Annotated in this window: 15 protein-coding genes; 6 read left to right on the top strand and 9 right to left on the bottom strand. The window is 35.1% G+C overall.

Features of this window, described 5'->3' with window-relative positions; translation table 11 throughout:
• Window positions 1–99: 99 nt before the first annotated feature.
• From LQU93_RS00670 to LQU93_RS00655, 4 genes are all read left to right on the top strand, one after another.
• A complete protein-coding gene (locus LQU93_RS00670) occupies window positions 100–3,180 on the top strand; it encodes a cytochrome c biogenesis protein CcsA (RefSeq protein WP_229931958.1) in 3,081 nt (1,026 codons plus the stop codon).
• 512 nt (window positions 3,181–3,692) lie between these two features.
• A complete protein-coding gene (locus LQU93_RS00665) occupies window positions 3,693–4,886 on the top strand; it encodes a major outer membrane protein (protein WP_229931957.1) in 1,194 nt (397 codons plus the stop codon).
• 139 nt (window positions 4,887–5,025) lie between these two features.
• A complete protein-coding gene (gene serS / locus LQU93_RS00660) occupies window positions 5,026–6,261 on the top strand; it encodes a serine--tRNA ligase (protein WP_229931956.1) in 1,236 nt (411 codons plus the stop codon).
• On the top strand, window positions 6,261–8,600 hold the full coding sequence (locus LQU93_RS00655) for a tetratricopeptide repeat protein (RefSeq protein ID WP_229931955.1): 2,340 nt from the start codon (window positions 6,261–6,263) through the stop codon (window positions 8,598–8,600). Before serS ends, LQU93_RS00655 begins: the two co-directional genes overlap by 1 nt.
• Before the next feature lie 1,048 nt (window positions 8,601–9,648).
• On the opposite strand, the gene LQU93_RS00650 is transcribed toward LQU93_RS00655, so the two are convergent.
• The 5 genes from LQU93_RS00650 to LQU93_RS00635 all read right to left on the bottom strand — a co-directional run bounded on the left by LQU93_RS00650 (window position 9,649) and on the right by LQU93_RS00635 (window position 14,776).
• On the bottom strand, window positions 9,649–9,825 hold the full coding sequence (locus tag LQU93_RS00650) for a winged helix-turn-helix domain-containing protein (protein WP_336245558.1): 177 nt from the start codon (window positions 9,823–9,825) through the stop codon (window positions 9,649–9,651).
• Between the two features lie 157 nt (window positions 9,826–9,982).
• Window positions 9,983–10,309, bottom strand: coding sequence for a DUF4910 domain-containing protein (locus LQU93_RS10060; protein ID WP_418884050.1), 327 nt, complete (start codon window positions 10,307–10,309; stop codon window positions 9,983–9,985).
• Between the two features lie 745 nt (window positions 10,310–11,054).
• A complete protein-coding gene (locus LQU93_RS00645) occupies window positions 11,055–11,582 on the bottom strand; it encodes a NapC/NirT family cytochrome c (protein ID WP_229931953.1) in 528 nt (175 codons plus the stop codon).
• Window positions 11,579–13,342, bottom strand: a complete 1,764-nt coding sequence (locus LQU93_RS00640; RefSeq protein WP_229931952.1) for an FAD-dependent oxidoreductase — start codon at window positions 13,340–13,342, stop codon at window positions 11,579–11,581. Before LQU93_RS00640 ends, LQU93_RS00645 begins: the two co-directional genes overlap by 4 nt.
• Before the next feature lie 9 nt (window positions 13,343–13,351).
• Window positions 13,352–14,776, bottom strand: coding sequence for a metalloid reductase RarA (locus LQU93_RS00635; RefSeq protein WP_229931951.1), 1,425 nt, complete (start codon window positions 14,774–14,776; stop codon window positions 13,352–13,354).
• A 183-nt stretch (window positions 14,777–14,959) separates the two neighbouring features.
• Between LQU93_RS00635 and LQU93_RS00630 the strand changes: the two genes are divergently transcribed.
• Both LQU93_RS00630 and LQU93_RS00625 read left to right on the top strand, forming a co-directional pair.
• Complete coding sequence (locus tag LQU93_RS00630) at window positions 14,960–15,631, top strand: response regulator transcription factor (protein WP_229931950.1); 672 nt, start codon at window positions 14,960–14,962, stop codon at window positions 15,629–15,631.
• A complete protein-coding gene (locus tag LQU93_RS00625; protein WP_229931949.1) occupies window positions 15,624–16,895 on the top strand; it encodes an ArsS family sensor histidine kinase in 1,272 nt (423 codons plus the stop codon). Before LQU93_RS00630 ends, LQU93_RS00625 begins: the two co-directional genes overlap by 8 nt.
• Window positions 16,896–17,871: 976 nt before the next feature.
• Here the strand turns inward: LQU93_RS00625 and LQU93_RS00615 are convergent.
• From LQU93_RS00615 to LQU93_RS00600, 4 genes are all read right to left on the bottom strand, one after another.
• Entirely contained in the window at window positions 17,872–18,468 is a 597-nt protein-coding gene (locus tag LQU93_RS00615; protein WP_229931948.1) for a LysE/ArgO family amino acid transporter, read from the bottom strand.
• A gap of 59 nt (window positions 18,469–18,527) precedes the next feature.
• Window positions 18,528–18,755, bottom strand: a complete 228-nt coding sequence (locus LQU93_RS00610; protein WP_229931947.1) for a cbb3-type cytochrome oxidase assembly protein — start codon at window positions 18,753–18,755, stop codon at window positions 18,528–18,530.
• On the bottom strand, window positions 18,755–21,139 hold the full coding sequence (locus tag LQU93_RS00605) for a heavy metal translocating P-type ATPase (RefSeq protein ID WP_229931946.1): 2,385 nt from the start codon (window positions 21,137–21,139) through the stop codon (window positions 18,755–18,757). Before LQU93_RS00605 ends, LQU93_RS00610 begins: the two co-directional genes overlap by 1 nt.
• Before the next feature lie 66 nt (window positions 21,140–21,205).
• Window positions 21,206–22,315 carry a cation diffusion facilitator family transporter gene (locus tag LQU93_RS00600; RefSeq protein WP_229931945.1) on the bottom strand — a complete coding sequence of 370 codons (1,110 nt, stop codon included), beginning with the start codon at window positions 22,313–22,315 and terminating at the stop codon, window positions 21,206–21,208.
• Window positions 22,316–22,318 lie beyond the last annotated feature (3 nt).

Here is a 22,318-nt window from a genome sequence, read left to right as displayed (position 1 = left end):
TTTTTTAAATAAAATTTTGAAATACCGTCCTAAAATTCTACTGTTTTTAAAAATTTTTGTTATATAATCAGCCACGTTAAAATATATAAAAGGTTAATTATGCTTCAAAAGACTTTTTTTTCCATGGCTTCGGCTATATTATTGTTAATACTTTTTGCCATAGCTAGTGGTGCTGCTACTATTATTGAGAGTAAGTATTCAACAGCAACGGCATGGGCGTATGTATATGGTGCTGGATGGTTTGCGGCGATTCAGTTATTACTTGGGATAAATTTAGCTTACAATATTTTTCATTATCGTTTATTAGACATTAAAAAGCTTCCGTCTTTTTTATTTCATCTAAGTTTTATAGGTATATTAATAGGTGCTGCAATTACGCGATATTATGGATTTGAGGGCAACGTTCATATCAGGGAAAATACTCAAACAAACATTATAACTACACGCGGTTCTTATATCACGCTTGAGACTAGACTTGATGGCAAAGATTATGGCATAAGCATACCAAGAGAGCTTGAGACACTTGGCAAGCACGGCTTTAATTTAGAGCTTGATTTGCCAGATGGCAAAGCTACGTTAAAATACTCTGAATACGTGCCAAATGCTATTTATCAATTTGTTGATGCCAAAGGTGGCAAACCAGTTATTGAACTTGTGCTTTCAAATGCAAGTGAGCGCGAAGAGATTGATTTGCTTGATGGCGAAGAGATAGTTGCTGGTGATGTTAGCTTTTTATTTAATGCTGAACCAAAACAGGGCAGTAAATATGTAAAATTCACACTAGAAAATGATAAATTCTACTACACTTCAAACGTTGAAATTTCAAAATTTAACATGAGTGAAAACTCAAAAATAATACTGCAAAAAGATAGCATTAACGAACTAGCACAGGCTGAATTGCTAACAATTTCAGATGTAAATTTTTCTGCTAAATTTTTATCAACATCAGCCGTTAGAAAACTCATACCTAAAAAAGATAGCCAATTTGATGCGATAATAGCTGAGTTAAACTACAAAGGCGAGAGCAAAGAGATGGTGCTATTTCACAACCTAATCGAACCAGCACGTGCTGTGATAGGCACTCAGGTATTTGTCGCATCTTGGGGACTAGCTCAGGTAAAAATGCCTTTTAGTTTGCATTTAAAAGATTTTGAGTTAAAGCGATATCCTGGTTCAAACTCACCTATGAGCTACTCAAGCGATGTTGTTGTCATAGACGGCGATAAACCGCAGTTTGAATACAAAATTTACATGAATCATGTGCTTGATTACAATGGATATAGATTTTTTCAAAGCTCATATGACAAAGATGAGCGCGGTACGATACTTTCAGTCAATAAAGACCCAGGCAAAATACCTACATACATCAGTTACTTTTTGTTAGGTCTTGGATTTTTGTTAAATGTCATAAATCCAAACTCTCGTTTTAGAAAATTAGCCGCCTTAATCGACAAAGATAGCGTTAAAAAGCCACTAGCTATTGTTGCACTATCTTTTATTGGGTTAATTAGCATAGATGCAAATGCAAATGATTTAAATTTTTTACCAAAAATTGACAAAGAACACGCCGCAAAACTAGGCAGGATAATGGTGCAAAGTGCCGATGGTAGAGTTAAGCCATTTGATACTGTAAGCAAGGAAGTGCTTAATAAAATTCACAAAAAAGAGAGTATAGCACAGCTAGATTCAAATCAGGCCTTACTATCTATAATGGTTGATCCTCCATACTGGAGAAACCAAAACATCATCGCACTTGGCACAAACAAAGAGCTAAAAAAAGAGCTAGGCGTTGATGAAAATGCAAAATATGCTAATTTTAGAGATTTTTTCACCACAAAAGAGCAGGGCAATGAATACAAGCTAACACGCTTTGCAGAGATAGCAAATCGCAAACATCCAGGCTCACGTGGGACATTTGATAAAGATGTGATTAAGATAGATGAGAGATTAAACGTCTTTTACATGGCGTTTATGGGTGAGATATTTAAAATTTTTCCAAAACAAAACGACCCAAATCACACTTGGCACACTCCAGCAAATGCGATGATGAGCATGGATGGCGACGAAGCTGATGGCATTGCTATCATGATGAGAGATTATTTTTTAGCAGTTGATGAAGCCATAAGCAGTGGTGAGTGGAGCAATGCAAACAAGGCACTTGAAGTTATATCTGATTATCAAAACAAGCACGGTTTAGATATTATGCCGCCAAAATCTCGCATTGATATGGAAATTTTATTTAATAAAGTTAAAATTTTTGATCGCCTTACTCCAGTTTATCTAATCGCTGGTTTTATACTACTTATATTTGTATTTATTAAGATGTTAGCCCCTAGTGCTAGTATTAATGGAGTGTTTAAATTTATCTATTTTATAAACATCTTGGCATTTATTGTTCATACTGTTGGTTTAGGGCTTCGTTGGTATATCGCTCAGCACGCCCCATGGAGCAACTCATATGAGTCTATGGTCTATATCGCTTGGGCTTTAAGTTTATCTGGTATTTTCTTTTCTCGTCGCTCACCTATATCAATGGCGCTTACATCTATATTGGCTGGAATTACGCTATTTGTCGCACATCTTAGCTGGATGGATCCGCAAATCACCACTTTAGTGCCAGTGCTTCAAAGCTATTGGCTAACTATCCACGTGTCTGTTATTACAGCTAGTTATGGATTTTTAGGGCTTTGTTCTCTTCTTGGATTTTTTGTGCTTGTGCTTTTGATTATGCAAAACTCAAAATCACCAAAAGATGCAATTACTCGCAACATCATCGAAGCCACACGTATAAACGAGATGGCTATGATACTTGGCATTAGTTTGCTTACTCTTGGCAACTTCTTAGGTGGCGTTTGGGCAAATGAGAGCTGGGGTAGATACTGGGGCTGGGATAGCAAGGAAACATGGGCACTGGTGTCTATTTTAGTATATGCAGCAGTGCTACACATACGTTTTGTGCCTAAACTAAACAATCAATATGCCTTTGCTGTATTGTCTATGTTTTCATATTGGGCGATTATAATGACGTATTTTGGCGTAAATTTCTATCTAGCTGGTATGCACTCATATGCCGCTGGTGATCCACTGCCTATACCAAATTTCATATACGTTATAGTTGCCGTTATGCTTGGCGTTAGCATTTTAGCATACTTTAAAAAGGGCACAACTACAAAGCTTTAATTTTGTCTTAAATCACAGGTTTATAACTAAGCCTGTGATTTTGTATAAATTTTAAGTCGCTTATTTTCACACTACAATACAAAAATGATAAATAAAGCAAGTAATATCGATAAAACATAAATCCTAACACAACAACGAGCGTCAAATTGCCAAAAAACAAGAGCCAACAAAAAATCTAGCTTAAAAGTATCAAAAGTCAAAATGCATAACCCATAATAAATTGATTAAAAAGAGCTATTTGTTTTTGTAATGCAACAAGCAAAGCTTAAACTCATTCTTGCGGTGTTTTATCGCATTTTTGCCAACTATCTGCTTTGTATAGTTTTGGTTAAAGTGCTTTTAAAGTGATTATTTTAAATTTGTGCGATAGTAAATAAATGGCGATTTTATACTATCTTTTTGCAAATTCTCGTTTCTTTTGGTAAATAATTGGTAACTATTTAGTGAAATTTAAGTGGTATTTAAGGCTAAATGCTTTAAGATACGACTACAATTTTTCAAAAGGAGAACAAATGAAAATAGCAAAACTTAGTTTAGCAGCACTTGTTGCACTTGGTGCATTCACAAGCATGGCTTCAGCTACACCACTTGAAGAAGCTATAAAAGACGTAGATGTATCAGGAATGGCAAGATACCGCTATACATATAACAGCGGAAAAGAATCTGGTAAAAAAATACACGATGGCAAACACAATTTTAAAATTATCACAAACTTCAAAGCAGCTATTGACGATAACTTCTTTGGTGTTATTGGTTTAAGATACAATGCAAACGACCTATCAAGCAAAGGAAACAATGGTATTGGTGGAGAGACAAATGTAGATAAGCATTTTGCACTACATCAAGCATATTTAGGCTATACAGTTGGCAATACAACTATCACAGCTGGTAAGCAAGTGCTTGGTACATACTTTACTGATGACCTAATTGGTACTGGTGTTAAGATAGTAAATAGCGATGTAGAGGGCTTAACTCTGGCTGCTCTTTATGCTGATGCACTAGAAAATACAGCTGAAGTAGATGGTGGTTTAATACCTACAGCAAATACTAAATTTTACAAAACTGGCAACTTATACGGCGTAGCAGCTATCGGTTCATACGATCCAATTGGCTTCCAGCTATGGTATGCTAGCTTAGATAAAGTAGTTGATTTAATAGCTGTAGAGTTTAACACTGATATAGCTTTAAATGACGATGTGGCATTTAGCTTTGTAGCTCAGTATGTAAACTCAGACGCAGATAAAAAAGCAAAAGATACTTTTAAAACAACAGATGGTAACTTCTATGCGACTGAGCTTGGCACATCACTATTTGGTGCTGATCTAAGTGCTGGTTATATCGGTTGGAAGGCTAAAAATAAAGGAACTACAAGCTTTACTCTAGAAGATCAAGGCTCTTTAATCGATCCAGGTGAGCAATTTGCAGATGTAGCTGATTATACTTTAATCGAAGGTAGAGGTAACTTCTGGTTTGTAACAGCTGGATATACATATGATAAATTCTTTGTAGGTGCTGACTATGTTCAAGGAACAATCAAAGAAGAAAACAAAAAACGCAATGTTAAAGAGAGTGTTGCTAGACTTGGATATGACTACAGCAAAAAGCTTAAATTTACAACTTGGTACTCTTATCTAACTGATAAAGAAAAAGGTGGCGAGAAAGACAAAAACCACAGATACAGATTTGAGGCTAAATACTCATTTTAATACCATTCCCCGCAAAAGCGGGGACTTCTCTCATAAAACTTACTTATTTTGATATATTTTTAAATAAAAACTAAAAACTTTTCGTTAAATTTCTTAAGCAAATTTTTGATAAAATAATCTAAAATTTAAAGGAAATATTATGATTAATCTAAAACTACTTGAGAGTAATTTTGACGAGTTTAATAAAAAACTAAAAGCTAAAAAAATAGATGAAATTTTGCTAAAAAATTTGGTTGATACTTTTGTTACTTTACGCAAAGAAAGACAAGAACTAGAAGCCTTGCAAGCTATGCAAAATACCAAAAGCAAAGAGATAGGTGAGCTAACTAGAAAAGGTGCTGATGTAAGTGGTCTTAAAGATGAGTTAAGTAAAAATAAAGAAGCTTTAGCAAAGCAAAATGAAGTCGTGCGAGAGCTGGATGAAAAACTAAGCAAAATCGCAGATAACGTCCCAAATATCATCGATGATGATGTGCCATTTGGCGATGATGAAAACGATAATGTTTGCATAAAGACAGTTCTTACTCCACCTAGTTTTGATTTTACACCAAAGGCTCATTATGAACTAACTAGTGAGCTTGATTTTGAGCGTGGTGCAAAAATTTCAGGTTCGAGATTTACAATTTTGCGTGGAGATATGGCAAAGCTTAGTAGAGCGTTGGTTAATTATATGATTGATTTTAACCAATCACGTGGGTTTGAGCTTGTAAATGTGCCATTTTTTGTTAATTCAAACACATTATATGGCACCGGACAATTACCAAAATTTGAAAATGATTTATATAAGGTTGCAGATGAGGATTTGTATTTAATCCCTACAAGTGAGGTTCCGGTTACAAATATCTACAATGATGAGATTTTAGACGAGAGTGCATTGCCTATTAAATTTACTTGCTATTCTGCTTGTTTTAGAAAAGAGGCTGGAAGTGCAGGGCGTGATACTCGTGGCATGATACGCCAACACCAGTTTGAAAAAGTCGAGCTTGTAAGTATCACAAAGCCACAAGATAGCGATAGAGTATTGCAAGAGATGATTGATTGTGCTTCTGATTTGCTTACTTCGCTTGGTCTAGCACACAGACATATGCTCTTGTGCAGTGGGGATTTGGGTTTTGGAGCAGCAAAGACTATCGATTTAGAAGTTTGGCTACCTGGGCAAAATAAATACAGAGAGATAAGCTCTATCTCAAATACTCGTGATTTTCAAGCTAGACGTGCCAAAATCCGCTATAAAGATGGCAAGAAAAATGCATTAGTTCATACACTAAACGGCTCAAGTCTAGCTGTAGGCAGGACATTAATCGCGATAGTTGAAAACTACCAGCAAGAAGATGGAAGTATCGCAATACCAGAAGTGCTTAAAAGGTATATGTAGTGGCTGATGATGAGGTTATACTAAAACCAGCAGGCGAAGAAGAAAAGCCTGACGAAATAGTATCTATCGAAGAGTTACCAAGCAATGATAATGCTCAATCCGAGCAGATAGATGACGAAGAGATATCGCCACAAAACACTAAAAAAAGCAAAAAACGACTACTTATCATAATCGCAGCAGTTGTCGCTGTGATTATAGTTGTTTTGATTGTTTTGATTTTGGTGTTAAAGAGTGGTAAAAAAAGTCAAGATATTGGCAATGACTTGGCAAGACGGATAGAGCAGAGCTATCCGACGCAAGAATTTCTTGCTTCGCGTGTAGATGAGATGATAAATAAGGCAAACCAACTCTATGAGCGTGGAGATAAATTCCAAGCATTAAAGATATATGAAAGCATTGCAACGCATAGTCAGTCGCTATCAAATTATAATCTTGGCGTATCGCAGATGAAGCAGGGTAATTGCGTAGAGGCTGTTGATTCGTTTGCTAAGGCTATATCAAACAAAGAAAACGGTGCTGTAAGTGCTATAAATGCGGCTATTTGTTCGCTTGATCTAAACAATACTAAAAATTTCAACTACTATATTGAACTAGCAAATACATTTTTGCCAGACGAAGCAGACTCGCCACTTTATAGCTATTATTACGCTTTGATAAATTATTACAAAGGTAACTATACACAGGCGCTACATGCACTAAATCACCCAAGTAGTCAGCACTATAAAGATAAATATTTATATTTAAGTGGCAAAATTTTAACCTCTCTTGGCAGGGATAGTGAAGCTATAGTCAAACTAGAGGCACAACGTGAATTTGATGCAAATTTCACACTAGCGCAGTTATATGCAAGGATTGCTGATTATTCTAGAGCTAGAGATTATTTACAAAGGGCGGCTAAAAATACAACCAATCCAGACCTTATAAAAATGACAGCTGGTATGATTGATTTAAAGACTAGCTATTATGGTGATGCTGGTGCTTTTATAGCAGAAGTTTTTAAGCAAGATCCGCTAATCCCAAGCAAAATTTACCGTCTAAAAACCGTGCTAAATCCTGAAATTTTTGATGTAAATATCGCTCAAATGCGTTTTAATAATGATATGTTTTTTGATAAAATTAGGCGCTACGAGACGCTATTTTATTTCGCACCTTATAAGGTCTTTAATGCTGCTCAGGCTATGAGTCAGATACGAAAGGGTGGCATGAGTGTGTTTTTGGACGATACGAGCGGAGCTGATGCCTTTTTGCGTAATTCGTCCGCTTTATCTAGCGTAAATGCAAGACTTACTCATGCGACAGCAAAAGCACTAAATTACGAGCTAAAAGCTGCAAATGCTGAATTTGCCACACTTGTGCGTGATTATCCAGAGCATTCGATACTTCATTACAATCTTGCTTTAACATACGCACAACTTGGCAATTTTACCATGTCGGCTAAGCACTTTGCTACAAGCTATCACCTGGATCCTACAAATTATTTAGCTGGTGTGTTTCATGCCATCAGCACTGACATTACGGGGAATTTAAACCCAAAATTTGTAGCTGATATAAGTGAGAGTTTAGGGCTAGATACAAGTATTAAAACGCCTAACTTGTATAATTCGTTGCTTGATTTGATATCTCAAAACAACTCATCTCTTATTAGATATCTTGAAGAGCCAAGCGATGATGGTATCTTAAGCATAGCTTATCAAACGATAATAGCTAAAGCTTTATCTCAAAATAGCAAAATGAAAGAGCTAAGTGCTACTTTGGTTCAAAAACTACCAGACGATATCGTGGCAAATGTGCTAAATTTCATAGCAAATGATAATTCAAATGATGTAAAAACATATGCATTAAATGTGCAAAAGTATTTTAAATCGCTTGATTTAAATGAAGACAGCTTTTATAATGGTGCAAATATTGTCAAAAAACAATATGTTAAATTGCTTCAAATTTCTGGATTGCTTTATTATGAGCGAGATAAGCTTAGAAACGCCTTGTTGTCGGCTCCGGCAAATATAAATTTATTGCAAACTTTAGCATATATTGAACTTTTTACAAATGACTTTAAGCATAGCTATGAAATTTACAATCGCTTGATAGATGATTATAAGCAAGACGATGCTGTGACGCTGTTTTTGGCATCAGTGGCTGCTATTGGTGCTGGTGATGTGCCTAGTGCGATTGCGTTACTTGAGCTAACCAGGGTAAGCGATGAAAATGCCATAGAAAACCGCATAGCACTTGGGTATTTGTATCACGAGATAGACAATATAGAAGCCGCAGTAATACAATACAATAAAGTTGGCAATACGGATTTTAAGCCTGAATTTTATGATTTTATCTTAAGATAGCTTTTATAAAGTGTTATATTAAATTTTATATTATCTTAAGTAAATTAACTTTGATTTTCTTGCTAATTTTAGTAAAATTTTATTTGTTATTTTAATAATATGTCTTTTAATAAAGATATTATGTTTTTAAATAGAGTGCAAACACAAGAAATTTACTTAATTTAAATTTATAATAAACCCTTTTATAGTTATTAGTAAATTAATTCTTGTAGTGCTTTGCTGGGTAATGAGATCTTGTGTCTTAATATAAACCTTTGTCTTTTGTATATCATACTATTATCAATCATTAAATCTCTACTAACTAGTTAATTTCAAGCAGACTGTATATAAATTTATCATCTTTTTAACATACTTAAACCATAAGTCATGCATTTTTTAAAGCAAAACAAACTAAAATTTGGTTTTTAATTTCGGTGTTGTGTTTTTTATCTTTTCTTTGTTTGTGGCTTTATTGTAAAGATAAATGGCAAATTTTAGAGCACTAAATAAATTTATTATATATTTAAAAGAGCATAAATTTAGACATTACATAAAATAAAAATCTATATCATCAAGTATAATTGCAAGTAAAATTACTGATTAAGTTAAATTTAGTAAAGCAAAATGTTGTCTTTGTCAAAGCTATAGTAAGGATTTGTATTTAGTGTAGCTTTGGCGTTCTTGCCATACATGGCGTGTCTAAAATTTAGATCAAGTATGCAATTGACAGTTTTTATAGAAGTATTTGTTTAAGACACCCATTTTGCTTGATGAGTTTTGAGTGTCATAAAATTTAGAGTTGCAAAAGTTATAAGTGTGTGTTGGTATGACTAAGGTGCTGTTGTCCTATGCCCTGTAGTAAAATTATTTTACACAAGCACTTTAAGTAAGTATTTATAGGTAGCAATGCAACCCAAAGATCAAATATCTTGCTATACACAATCAGTTTATCGCCTGCCTTACATCTTTTATGTCTTCTAGTATGCTTTTTCATTGTTTGTGATAATTGTCTAGCCTATTTTCTTAGGCTCATTTTACATTCTTAATGGACCTAAATTTTTTAATCTCTCTATGATATGCCTAGCTCAAGTGTCTGAATTCCTAAAATTTCAGCTATCTCTATCACATTATAGCCTCTATTGCAAAGTGCTAAGAAATTTCTAAGACGCATTATGTTGGTTTGGTATTTTGGATTGGTGTTTATGATTTGCATGAGTCCACGTGAGCCTAGATTTGGCTTATATATGGTTTTGGCATTGACTTATAGGTTTAAAATGCAGTTTTTGATAAACAAAAACCACCATTAAACCCTTTTATGTGACTAATTTTAGATTATCTAAGGCTCGTATGATGCTCTTTATAATTACTAAATTTTGACCTGCAAAGCGTTGTAACACCTAAATTTAAAGAAGAAGCATTAAACTGTTTTTTGTATGAGTCACGGTAAATTTTGGCTCATTTGTAAGGTATTTGATGGTATGAAACAATACTTTATCTCTAAGGACATTAGTCAGTACATCACCTATACAAGTTAGCACAAATCCAGCTTTAACATTTACCTTTAAGACACTAAAATTTTGACTGATATAGACAATGGAGTCTATGGTCCATGGTGTGATCATGAAGCGGTAGTTGTATTTTATTTCTTTGAGATTTGACAGATAGATGTATAGTTTGCTCCAAATGACTGGATTGCTTAGTTCGCTATTTTTATTAAGCTTACTATCTATAAAGACTTGATATTCACCGTCTTGTATCTTATCTTGTTTGCTTTGGGATATACAAAAGCCTTAACACCTTTGATAGTAGCATACAGCATGGCATCTGACATATCATCAGATAGTTAGCAAAGGTGCTCCTGAGACTAAGGAGAGGGGGGGTGACTAAGGTTAAAATTTATAGGCTCTGAGTAGTTAAGCACATGAAGTGTGTTTGCTTAAAGTCGTAAATTTTCTCACTACTTAGTGTGATGATGTAGGCATTTTTTATACTCCACTCTGATGAAACAAGCTAGTAAAAGCGTCGCGTACCGCTTTTTGATAGCATTAATTTGTATCTCGTTGTGGTTTTTGGAGTGTTTGTTTGTGTGTTTTTAGATGAAGCTTAGGCTCCTATGATGGAGTGTGAGGTCTAAAAGATTTGCTATAAGCATAAGGGCATACATAAGCTATCTTTTTTGATAAATTTCACATTACAAAAGTGTAAAAATTTGGTGGCATTATGGCATTATTTTTATGACGCAGTTTTTTGTTTATTGTTTATATATAATTTTGGCTTAATTATTTTTTAGACGCTTAATTTTGATTTTTTATGTTGAATAATTTAAAAAGTAAGCAAATATTGGTATCTATATCACGGATAAGGACAATTAAAAAATAACTTAAAATTATATAGTGGCCAATGTGTGCAGTAAAAGTTTTTATATCTTATCTATGTAATATCGGAATAATCCGCCTCAAGCAAGGCGGATTAAGACTATTTTTCACTAGGTAAAAACATCTTCCAGCTACTATCTACTTTCCAGTCTATTGGGTGGCAAGATGTGCAAGTATTTAGTCTTTGTGGGTGATGTACGGCGTGGCATGATTGGCACTCTAGCATTTCATTATCTTTATTATGAACACTTTCATGTGGATTAGACATACCGTAGTGTGCAGTTTTTTGTCTGATTTTGTCTATTTTATGACAGCCTATGCACTGCTCGTTTTTAAAGCCTCTTTGGTGTGCCGGCATCTCAAAGTCGCCAGTTACATACATCCTAACCTCATTTAGCTGCTCCGCTAGGGTTGGGATATGGCAGTCATGGCAAGTTACATTTGCGTCATTATGCTTTTTAGCTAGCATATCTCCCTTGACAAAAGAGTCATATTCTGGCTGCATGTTGTGGCACAGAATGCAAAATTCAGCCTTGTGACTAGCTTTTTGTACTTGATGAAACACTATAAAACCAACGATAGTGGCTATTGCTAGTCCTATTAGCGCGTATTTCCTTTTTTTGCTCATGCTTTTTCTCCTTTTGCATTTGCTGCAGCTTGATATCCGGCTAATCGCCCATAGCATAGGCATGTAGCGTGGCTAGTTCCGGCTAATACTACAGGATAATCACCTAAAAAGCGTCCGCCCATGACATTACCACATGCATAAAGCCCTGAAATTTCATTATAGTCAGTATCTAGCACATTTGCTGTATTTGGTTCAACACTAAAACCACCCATGACAACTAGACTTGCGCCAACATCCATCTTTCCAGCATAAAATGGCGCATGACGGACGGGGAACATCCTTTTTGCGGTCTTGCCAAAGTCATCATCGTGACCCTTATCGCATAGCTCGTTGTAGCGTTTTATAGTCGCTAGAAACTGCGTTTGTGCCTTTTTGTTATCAGGATAGAGCATGCCAGCAAGCTCTTCTATGCTGTTTGCCTTAAAGACACCAGGCATCTCTTCAAGATCTTTTACTGATATATACGATGTTTTGCCTATCGCCCACTGGCAATCAGGCGGAAGTTTTGGATTGTCTTCTGGTGCCACGCAGTGATTTACGCTACCATGCGATACGCCCATAAACTCGACTTGCTCTGGAAATTTAGAGTCAAATACTTGCCATCCAAAGCCTCCTGGCTGACGAGACAGTGGCTGAGTGACTTGCTGTCCGCTTAGATCCTCGTTCGTAAAGCGTTCTCCCTTTGCATTTGTTAGCAAAAATGCATCAACGCCAAGTGGTCCACCAAGGGTATGAGCCACTGGTGCGTGTGGTCCGTCTTCTAGCTTTGCACCTATCCATGAGCCTAGTTTGTGTCCGTCTCCTGTGTTTGTTGGATTGTTTTTATAATCCACATTTGGAAATGGACAGAAGAAATTTGCCACCCACGGCACAAATGTTTTTACCATTTCAGGATCATTCATATAATCGCCTGTGGCTAAAATCACCGACTTAGCATTTATTTTGATATACGAGCCATCAGCCATATCTTGAGCGATCGCTCCTTGCATTTTGCCAGTTTTTTTATCACGAAGTAGCTTTTGTGCACGAGTTTTAAAGATGTACTTCACTCCTTGCTCGATTGATTTTTGATAAACTAGTTCCATCATCGGCTCTTGAGAAGGTAAAAATGTCATAACAGTTGGATAGCTTGGGCTATTTTCTTCGTTTGGATCATACGTTGCCGGAAGAGGATAGTGCATAAGCATCAAATTTATCTTACTTCTATCAAGTTGTGTGTCGGTTTCCATCATAAAATGCACAGCAGGTGCAAGCTCTAACATCCAGTCAAAATCTTCGCCACTATGATCTGCCCAATAGTTCCACACACGCTGATCGGCACGATATCCCATCTGTTTTAAATGCTCATTTATAGCTGCATGCTTATCATACGTGATGCCAAGCTCTCTTTGAAATTTATTCCCAAGAGTGCCGTACTGACCGCTTCTAACTTGAAAGCGACCAGCTTTTTCTATAACGATGACTTTTGCGCCCCTTTCACTAGCGGCGCGCGCGGCATGAAGACCCGAAACTCCAGCTCCGATGATAAGCACATCAGTATCAAGTGTTTTTGTGATATCTTTGTCTGAAATTTGTGGCTCAATCCCTAGCCACTTTGGTACTTCGGGTTCTTTTGCAACCTCTTTTTCTAAATGGATAAGATGGTTGTTTGGGTTTTCACAGCCTGTTAATAGTGCTGATGTAGCAGCTACTGAGCCAAGTGTGAGCGCACTACTACGCTTTAAAAACGAGCGACGCGATAGTTCATTTTTTTCTAACATTTCATGCTCCTATTTTAATATATCAAAATCATAAGATACTCTTAGCCAAAGTTCCTCGTCCGTTGTTTTGCCATCAGACCTGCCGTCAGTGTATTTTAGCTTTCTATCCATAGTTTCATAGATGGCAGATAGTTTTAAGCCCTTCACCGCAGGGACATTGTAGCTAACCTGTACATCCCAGCCCTCTACATCTATCCTAGTGCCTGGTGCTTGACCGTGTAAGCCACCCGCACGGACGTTGCTACCGTTGTGTTGTTTGCCATACCAATAATCAGCATCTAGCCTAAGTCCGTTGATACCTACATTGCTAAGATTATAACCCACGCTAAGTTTATGTAAATTCATACCAGCAAATGACATAAACAAAAATGGACCATAAATCGGAGTAGCTGTAAATGCACCAACATCGTTGCCTACGCCTTGAAGTGCCATTTGATTTTTGCTAACGGTTGAATATGCATATCTAAAATCAAAGCCATAAGTATTATAAAGCCCTATCATACCTGTGTAGTAGTTGCCGTTAAAGTCAAAATTTTCTTTTAAAGTGCCGTTTGTTCTTGAGCCTTTATACATAAAGTCTATGCCAACTACTGCATTTTCAAAAAGCATAGGTGTTTTATATCCAGCATGTGCGAAGTAAAAATTTATATCACCCTTTGAATTGGTCTCATCATCGTACTCAATACCTGATACATTTGCATAAGCAGCCGTAAGTGATACTCCAGCAAGTCCGCTGTATGTTACAAATGAGTTAAAGATATTATCAAATTTATAGCCATAAGGTCCAAAGCCACCGATGATAACTCTATCTTTAAAATTTGGTGCCCCGTGATCACCACCAGTTACAGCACTAGATCTGCCTGCAAATTTCCAAAAATCAGCTATGCCGATAACCGTATCAATGCTATCAAGCTTTATCCTAGCGCTCACGCCCTCAAATGCCTCTTTGTAGCCTACGTCTGTGTTTGTAGCGACGATCGGAGGGACTAAGCCGGTGTATTTTGAGTTGTAGTATTGACGACCGATTTTAAGATCGATATACTCATTTTCATACCCTAGATAAGCTTCTGAAAGTGCTATGCCTTCACTATTCCAATCATATGCATAAAAATCTTTTGCACTGCTTGATGGAGCAAAATTTACCAAGCCCTGAGCTGTAAGACCAAGCCTAAAGCCATAGTAAGAGCCTGTTAAAAATCTAAGCTCAGCACCGACGCCACCGATATGTTGGCGATTTGGATTTGTGCTACTAGCTGGTGGAAAGTATTCAGTCTTGTCCATATCGTAGTATGAAAACACAGTCGCACTCATTGTGCTTGCTTGCAGTGCTTGTGCTAAGTTGTCACTAGCGTTTGTACTAGATACCATAGCCATAAGTGTGGCTAAACTAAGAGTAAATTTACACTTACTCGTTGTTAAAAAATGTGTTTTCATCATAACCTCCTTTGTTTTGAAACACTCCTTGCAAACGTGCTAAAAGCCCTATTTGTTTAAAGCGTTTTTTAATTATTAACGAAATCATAACATGAGTGTTGATTAAAAACGGTAAGATTTTGGTAACATTAGCTAAAAAATAAATTTTAGTTTTAATTTTTAAAATTTTGATATAATCATAGTATGATAGAAATTTTACTTATAGAAGATGATCTTGATCTAGCTGAGCTTTTAAAATACGCATTAGCAAAGAGTGATATTAGCGTAAGCATAGCCACAAATCCGCTTGAAGGGCTTAAAATTTTAAATGAGAAAAGCACTTTTGATGCATTGGTGCTTGATTTAGGTTTGCCTGATATGGATGGTCTTGAAGTGTGTAAAAATGTCAGACAAAGCTATGCGTCGCTACCCATAATCATCTCATCGGCTCGCACTGAAACACTAGATAAGATAAAAGGTTTTGAGCTTGGAGCGGATGATTATATCTCAAAGCCATATGAGCCAATAGAACTTGTGTTTAGATTAAGAGCAATATTGCGCCGAGGCATACAAGTTAGCAATGAAGCTAAGACATTTTTAGTCGATAAACAAAGGCGTATTATCATAAAAAACAAAGAAAAAATAGCACTAACAAAGGCGGAGTTTGATATTTTTATCTATCTTTATGAAAAAGAGGGAATAGTTATACCGCGAGAAGATATTTTAATAAATTTAGGTCAGTCAAAATTTCAAAGCGGATTAAAAAGTATCGATGTAGCCATAGGACGCTTACGCCAAAAAATCGGAGACGATCCTAAAAATCCACGATTTATCCACTCTGTGCGTGGTATAGGATATAAATTTATTAATGCGTAGTATATCTATAATCAAACTAATATCATTTTTCTTTATTATTGCTTTAATCATAGTAAATTTGGGATTTTTTATAGAAACGAAACGGCAAATAAGAGATGAGGAGTATTTTACCTATCAGCGGTTTATGTTAGGTATGCGAATACGCTCACAAGAAGATGACAATACAACTGCACAACTAGAGCAAATAGGGCTTAAAAATAGTGAGCTTGAGCCTGGCAAAATCAGACAAAATGGCGAGAAAATTTTTAGCGACTCGTATGCTGATATGATAAGATATAACAAAAAGCTTTATTTTGTGCCTAGAATTTCTTCTGTAGATGACAAGATGTTATCTCGCATTATGGCTGCAGCAGGGCTTAAGACATCAAAAAACGATATCGCAATACACGAGCTGGTTTTAGAAAATTTACAAGATTTTTCTACGCATAGGATCTGGATACTTTGGATTATAGTAAATACCGTAATGACGGCATTTTTTATAACAGTCTTAAGAAAATTACTTAAACTTAGAAATTTAAAAAATATGATAAGAGAAGCAGGAGAAAGAGATAAGTTTAAACTAATAAAAATACAAGCAAATGATGAAATAGATCAAATCGCTAGTGAATTTAACACAACAATGCAAAAGGTAAATGCAATGAAAGAGGCTAGGGCATTATTTTTGCGTAATATTTTGCATGAATTTCGCAATCCGATAATGAAAGGGCGGATCATGGCGGATATGATAGCTGATATTTTGCAAGATGATAAATTTAACAACAGATTAAAACAGGTCTTTATACGGCTTGAAATCATACTAGGCGAGGTTGTAAAGGTGGAAAAATTTGTATCTAACGAATGGGGTCTTAAGAAAAATAAACACCGAATTATAGACATCATCGATCACTCAATCGATCTGCTTTTATTAAAAGACACAAGTCGCATACATGTGCATTGTGACGATGAAATAAGTGCGGTGCAGGTTGATTTTGAGCTTTATGCAACAGCAGTTAAAAATCTAATCGATAACGCCCTAAAATACTCTAGTGATAAAATTTTAATAAATATAGACAAAACCGCAATTTGCATAAGTAGTATAGGAGATGAGCTTGAGCCTGAAAGACTTGATTTTCAAAGAGCTTTTAACAGAAAGGTAGAGACGTCAAATTCAGGGCTTGGTCTTGGACTTTATATAGCAAACCAAATTTTTAAAAAACATAATCACACTCTAAAATACAAGTATGAAGATAATAAAAATACTTTTATGATATGTTTTATAAATTGATTTGAGATATTTTAATTTTATCTTAGCTTTGTTTTCATGTAATTTAAAAGATCTATTAGTTCAATTAAACTTAAGCTGATTTTCTACTTCGCTAACGCTCGTAGTTGTAAGCAGACGATATAGATTTTTGTTATCAAACATTAATTTAGGTATGGTATAAAATCTCTTTTTTATGTCTTTCTCAAAGAAAGTATAAACACAATGAAATTGCTTAGTTTATGTTTAGTGCATAACACAAAAATTTTCCTATGCCATTTATATGGTTTTTACCATTTGTTTCTTGTAAAACTACGAGCGTAGTGAAGTAAAAATTTATTTTTACAGTATTTATCTATGATAAGCTTTAGTTTCATAATCTATCAAAACTCTCTAACTGCTGCTATAAACAATAGAGTCTTCTAACTTACTCTTGCGACCATGTCGTCATCTTTGAGATATATTGGTACTGACTTACTAGTTTTAATTGCTTTGCCATATTGTTTTGTCATGCCAAACACTGGTTGTTTATTTTTTGCTTCACGACCATAAGTCTTTCTCTTGCTCTTTTGACCTTATCTAAAGGATTGTGAAGTCGCTTATTTTAAAGCGTAGCTTCTAGGTGAGCTTATCAAACTAGAAATTTTGCCATCAAACTTTGATATTTCTCATATTATTGTGCTATTAAAAATCCCAAGTTTTTAAAGATTTCACATAAAGTTCGCTCTGAAATTCTGGTTAATTTAGAGATTTTACTAGCCTTTATATCTGTGCAAAAATATCTTAAAATTTCTCTAAATTTTGTTTCAGAAATTCTTGAACGGATTATATGCTTATTTTCATATGTAAAATCATAACTTAAAGCTTTTTGTTAGGGTTTGAGTTTAATAGATTATAGTTCTTGTTTATTGTGAGATTAAAATAATGCATTTTAGTATCTTTGTTGGCACAAATATAGATAAAATTTACTATAAATAAGCGGTATTTTTATATGGTAATTTTAAAATTTAATTAAAGCAAATGCCAAAATTAGCATAATTATACCAACAATTGTATCTAAAATTTTCCATGATTTTGCCTGTTTAAAAAGTGGTGTAAGCACTCTAGCGGCGTATCCAAGTGTAAAGAAAAATACAAAAGAAGCACTAATAGCACCAAGTGCAAAAGCAAAGTTGCTATCGTATTTGAGCGAAACAGAGCCAATAAGCACCATTGTATCAAGATAAACATGTGGATTTAACCACGCAAAAGAGAGTGTAAGTAAGATGGTTTTTAATAGATTGTTTGGTGTGTTGTTATCGACAATCAAAGCGTTTTCGTGCTTATATGCACTCCATAAACTTCTTATTCCATATGCAAATAAAAATAAAAAACCGCCCCATAAAGCAAATTTTAAAACAAGTGGATTTTGCGAAACAAAATAACCAAAGCCAAACACGCCAGCCAAAATAAGCAAAGCGTCACTTAAAGCACACAACAAGCACACTATAAATACATGCTCACGCTTAATTCCTTGCTTTAAAACAAAAGCATTTTGTGCGCCAATTGCTAAAATAAGCGAAAAGGATAACGCAAAACCAGCTAAAAATTCATACATATTTTTCCTTTAATTTATTAAAAAAGTTGATTTTAAAATCTCTACTATAAATTTTAAAATCAATCAGGTGGCATATAATTTTGTCGTTTTTTCATAGCATCTTTTTTGCGTTGCTCTAGCATAGCAGCGTCATTTAAGGCATCTTCGTCATCGTATTTGTTGCCATCTAAAAATTTTCTATAATCTTCAAATTGTCTTGTTTTTATCCCCCAAATCAACCCAAAAAGCGCAAAAGCACCTAAGATAATAGATATGCTAAGCATTATCAATAAAACCCAATTCTCCATTAATTTCTCCTTTTGCTTACAAAATTGCACTTTTTAATTCTAAGTGCATTTAAGATAACAATAATCGAGCTAAGAGACATCGATACTGCAGCAACTAGCGGTATGACATATCCAAGCACTGCAAGCGGTATGGTAAGGGCGTTGTAGCATAGGCTAAACGCTAAATTTTGCTTTATAGTTTTTAATGTGCGTTTTGAAATTTTAATAGCCATCAAAAGCGAAGCCAAATCATCGTTTAAAAGCACCACATCGCTTTTTTGCAAACTCACATCAGCTCCACTTCCCATGCATACAGCTACACTAGCGTAACTCATGGCTAAAGTGTCATTTATGCCGTCGCCTACCATCAAGACATTTTTGCTGCTTAAATTCTGTATATAAAACGCCTTTTCATCTGGCATAACTTCGGCTTTAAATTGATTTATTTCAAGCTCATGAGCTACGCTACGCACGACATCTGCTTTATCTCCGCTTAAGATATGCGTATCATATCCTAGGTTTTTAATCTCATCAATGACTTTTTTTGCGTTTTGACGCAACTCATCGCTTAAATCAAACTTAGCTATAATCTCTTTCTCAAACGCTACAAAATATTCACTTACGCCATTTTTTTCATTTGTAAAAATTTCATTTTGCATAAGCAATTTTGCGTTTCCTGCTAAAATTTGCTTGTTGTTATACATGCCACTTACGCCACGTGCTGGTATCTCTTTTACTTGACTTAGCTTTAAACTGCTGTCATTTGTTAAATGCCTTGCAACGGCCTTGCTTACTGGATGATTTGACACGTTTGCAATGGCTTTTATTAAGTCTATAAGCTCAGGTTTAAAAATTTCAGCATGTGTAACAAATAGTTTGCCTTTTGTTAATGTCCCTGTCTTGTCAAACACGATTGTATCGCACTTGGCTAGGCTTTCTATCATGCGTGCTTCTTTAAATATCACGCTATTTTTTAGCCCAACGCTAAGCCCTACTAATGTGCTAACTGGCGTAGCAAGTGCCAAAGCACAAGGACAAGCGATAACAATAACAGAAATTGCCGTGATTAAGGCTATCTCAAATCCATCTAAATACGCCCAAACGCAAAAGGTTACAAGTGCGATTGATAAAATTGTAATAGAAAATTTAGCCGAAAGCTGATTGGCTAGAGTTTGGATGTTTGGTTTTTTTAAATTTGCGTTTTCTAGCATTGTTATGATTTTGTTTAAAAGTGAGTTTTTAAACTCAGCCTTTGCCTCATACTCAACATATCCATCCAGGCATATCGAGCCACTTTTTAACTCATCGCCCACCTTTAGCTCCACAGGCAAACTCTCTCCATTTAAACAAGAATAATCAAATTCCGCCTCGCCACTTACAATCACTCCATCTATTAATGCCTTATCTCCAGCTTTTAATACAACTATATCGCCCACTCTTACTTCATCAATTTGTTTTGTTTTTATGCCATCTTGATCTTTAATGTTTATTTGGCTTATAATCATTGAATTTAATGCATCAATCGTGTCATTTGCTCGTTTTTTGCTTAAAATTTCTAAAAATTTACCAGCAAAAACAAAGGTTATAATCATCGCAACCGAATCAAAATAAACCTCTCCTTTGCGCGAAAACATCGCATAAAGAGAGTATATATAAGCTAGTGTTGCCCCAGTTGCTATTAGCATATCCATATTTGGTGTTTTGCTTTTAATGGCGATTTTGTATCCAGCAAAAAAGCTAGAACCAGTATAAAAAAGCACGGGAGTAGCCAAAATAAACTCGGCAAAATTTAAAATATCGCGTGTTTGTGCGTCTATGCCCATAAAATATCCAGAATACTGAGCCACGGCTATCCACATTATATTCATCACGCAAAACACGCCAACAAGAAGCTTTGTGTAAAATTCTCTTCGTTTTGTAGTTAGCCTACTATCTTCGCGTTGTGCATCATATGCGTAAGCACGATAGCCTATTGCATTAATTCGTGCTAAAATTTCAGCAAGTCCTATCTCGGTATCGTCCCAAACTATCATGGCTTTATTGTTTGTAGCGTTGATATCTACTTGCAAAATACCCTTTGTAGCAAATAGAACTTTTTCGTTTAACCAGATGCAAGCCGCACAATGAATGCCTTCAATTATTAGGTTGATTTTACAAATTTGATTATCATTTTTGACGTAGTTTTGATACAGGCTTTGTATATTTTCACTAATATTTTGGTTGCTATTTACTGGATTTAGTGTAGTTTTACCAAGACGAGAATAAAACTCATCAAAGCCTTGAGTATGCACTATTTCATAGACGTTTTTGCAACCAGTGCAGCAAAAAAACTTCACATTATCATCAGATAGCATTAAATTTTCATCAAAGCTAAGTCTGCAATGTTCGCACTTTTTTTTACTCATTTATTACATTTTTCTTTCATTTTAATTTATTTAATTATAGCGATTTTGAGATTAAATCAAATAAAATTAATAAAATTTTCTATCAACAACTATAAAAATTTTATACTCAGGATACATTGATTTAAGTAAATTTTGTGCCTCGTTTCTAAGTGATGCTATATCTTTCTGGGCGTAATCAATCACGATATCTACTCTAATGCTCTTGTTGCTTACATCCATGAAAAACGCATGAGTGCTTTTTATATTTTGTATATTACATAGTGCATTTTGCACATAATCTCTAATAGGATTTTGTCCTAAATTTATACTATATATGCCAAAAACTAAGTAAATGCCGTATTTTTCAAAAATTTCAATTTGAAGCCGATTTAGCCTACTACTTACATAGCTTAAGCCTAAATTTTCATCAATCTCGACATTTACAGATCCACTATATCTCATCATGCCATAGCTATGTAGTGTCAAATCATACGAGCCAAGGACTATCTCGCACTCATTTATCGCTTTATAAAGCTCATCGCTTACGCTTTTATCAACGCGCCTTCCAACTATCTCATCAAAGGTTTCTTTAATTAGCAAAATTCCATTTATAATTATAAAAAGCGATGCTATAATACCAGCATATGCATCTGCGTAAATTTCATAAAAATACGAAAGTGCTGCACACAAAAGTATCACGCATGAGATTATCGCGTCGCCAATAGCCTCGGCTCCAACAGCTTTTAATGAGATTGAGTTTGTTTGTTTGCCTATCTTTTTGTAATAAAATCCTATAAAAAATTTCACAAATATTGCTATAAATAGCACAACAAGCATACTTAGACTAAACGTAGTTTGTGCTGGAGTTGCGATATTTTCAATAGATGTGCTTAAAAAATTAATTCCAAGTATTAATACTATCACAGACACCACAAGACCGCCAATATACTCAGCTCTGCCGTATCCGTATGGGTGATTTTCATCTGGCATCTTTGATGATAATTTTGAGCCAAATATCGTTATAACGCTTGAAAATGCATCGCTTAGGTTATTAATAGCATCTACTACAATAGCAATGGAGCCTGAAAAAAATGCAATTAAAATTTTAATACTTGCAAGTATTACATTTACGATTATGCCAATAATTGCTGTTTTTATTATGATTTTTTCGCGCTTTGTGTCCTTAAAATACATCATGTT

The sequence above is a fragment of the Campylobacter majalis genome, from assembly GCF_905120465.1.
Taxonomy (GTDB): Bacteria; Campylobacterota; Campylobacteria; order Campylobacterales; family Campylobacteraceae; genus Campylobacter_A; species Campylobacter_A majalis.
The sequence above is the reverse complement of the archived record's forward strand: the minus strand, read 5'-3'. Positions and strand labels throughout refer to the sequence as shown.

Bases quoted from the DNA above. Each gene is read 5' to 3' on its own strand.
- LQU93_RS00615 (WP_229931948.1), bottom strand. From the start codon at position 18,468: ATGTATGAATTTTTAGCTGGTTTTGCGTTATCCTTTTCGCTTATTTTA.
- LQU93_RS00670 (WP_229931958.1), top strand. From the start codon at position 100: ATGCTTCAAAAGACTTTTTTTTCCATGGCTTCGGCTATATTATTGTTA.
- LQU93_RS00640 (WP_229931952.1), bottom strand. From the start codon at position 13,342: ATGTTAGAAAAAAATGAACTATCGCGTCGCTCGTTTTTAAAGCGTAGT.
- LQU93_RS00635 (WP_229931951.1), bottom strand. From the start codon at position 14,776: ATGAAAACACATTTTTTAACAACGAGTAAGTGTAAATTTACTCTTAGT.
- LQU93_RS00665 (WP_229931957.1), top strand. From the start codon at position 3,693: ATGAAAATAGCAAAACTTAGTTTAGCAGCACTTGTTGCACTTGGTGCA.
- LQU93_RS00645 (WP_229931953.1), bottom strand. From the start codon at position 11,582: ATGAGCAAAAAAAGGAAATACGCGCTAATAGGACTAGCAATAGCCACT.
- serS (WP_229931956.1), top strand. From the start codon at position 5,026: ATGATTAATCTAAAACTACTTGAGAGTAATTTTGACGAGTTTAATAAA.
- LQU93_RS00610 (WP_229931947.1), bottom strand. From the start codon at position 18,755: ATGGAGAATTGGGTTTTATTGATAATGCTTAGCATATCTATTATCTTA.
- LQU93_RS00600 (WP_229931945.1), bottom strand. From the start codon at position 22,315: ATGATGTATTTTAAGGACACAAAGCGCGAAAAAATCATAATAAAAACA.
- LQU93_RS00625 (WP_229931949.1), top strand. From the start codon at position 15,624: ATGCGTAGTATATCTATAATCAAACTAATATCATTTTTCTTTATTATT.
- LQU93_RS00605 (WP_229931946.1), bottom strand. From the start codon at position 21,139: ATGAGTAAAAAAAAGTGCGAACATTGCAGACTTAGCTTTGATGAAAAT.
- LQU93_RS00630 (WP_229931950.1), top strand. From the start codon at position 14,960: ATGATAGAAATTTTACTTATAGAAGATGATCTTGATCTAGCTGAGCTT.